Source organism: Acinetobacter sp. WCHAc060042 (genome assembly GCF_003231195.1).
Classification (GTDB): Bacteria; Pseudomonadota; Gammaproteobacteria; order Pseudomonadales; family Moraxellaceae; genus Acinetobacter.
In genome coordinates this window covers 1-991 of the sequence record NZ_QKVN01000110.1, presented here as the reverse complement: position 1 = coordinate 991, position 991 = coordinate 1, and the positions used below count along the sequence as shown (strand labels likewise).

The following is a 991-nucleotide window of genomic DNA, read 5'->3' as shown; positions in this document are numbered from 1 at the left end:
CTTAGATTCTCAGATGAAGTGCAACAGAGATTAATTTAGGTTTGGAGCAAGATGAAATAGCATTTTGCTACCGACCGACCAAAGTCAAAGTTTCACAATGAACTATACTCATCTTACCCAAGAAGAAAGATATCAGATTTACGCTTTACTGCGTGAAGGATTTTCTAAACGGCATATCGCATTCAGACTTCAAAGAACACCTTCTACAATCATTCGTGAAATTCAACGTAATAAAAGTCGAAATGGTTACTTTGCAAAGCATGCTCATAAGTTAGCTCGCAAGCGTTTATCTCCAAATCCTAGAACCATTTCACAAGATCAATGGCAAGAGGTAAAAAAGTTATTGTCTTTGCAATGGAGCCCAGAACAAATTTCTTCGCATATTGCCGTGAGTTTGCATTCTATCTATCGCTATATTCATCGAGATAAACGTATTGGAGGAAGTTTGTATAAGAATCTACGCTTTAGAAATCAACGTAAAAGAAAATATGGTCACCCTGAAACACGTGGTCAACTCACGAATCGTAGAAATATCAAAGAGAGACCTTTAGTTGTTGAAGAGCGTTCAAGATTTGGAGATCTTGAGATTGATACGATCGTTGGTAAACATCATCAGCAATCATTGGTCTCGATCGTTGATCGCAAAACAGGATATCTCTGGTTGAAGAAATGTTGTAATCGTAAGAGAGAAGATATATTAACAACTACGATTGAATTGCTTAGTCCAATGAAGATAAATTTAAAGACGATCACAGCAGATAATGGTAAAGAATTTAGTTTGCATGCACAGATTGCAAAAGCATTAGAAATAGATTTTTACTTTGCAGATCCATATAGCTCATGGCAAAGAGGCACAAATGAAAATACAAATGGCTTGATTAGACAATATATTTTGAAAGGAAGTGATTTAAATGATTATTCAGATCAATATATTGAAGAGATCACTGCAAAACTGAACTACCGACCAAGAAAAAGACTCGGCTTTAGAAGT

General features: G+C 35.6%; 1 protein-coding gene. It reads left to right on the top strand.

The genetic code is table 11. The annotated features are described in order from the left end of the window. Positions 1-97: 97 nt before the first annotated feature. Positions 98-991, top strand: an 894-nt coding sequence (locus tag DPG01_RS18440; RefSeq protein ID WP_162622379.1) for an IS30 family transposase, incomplete at its 3' end; no start/stop codon positions are given.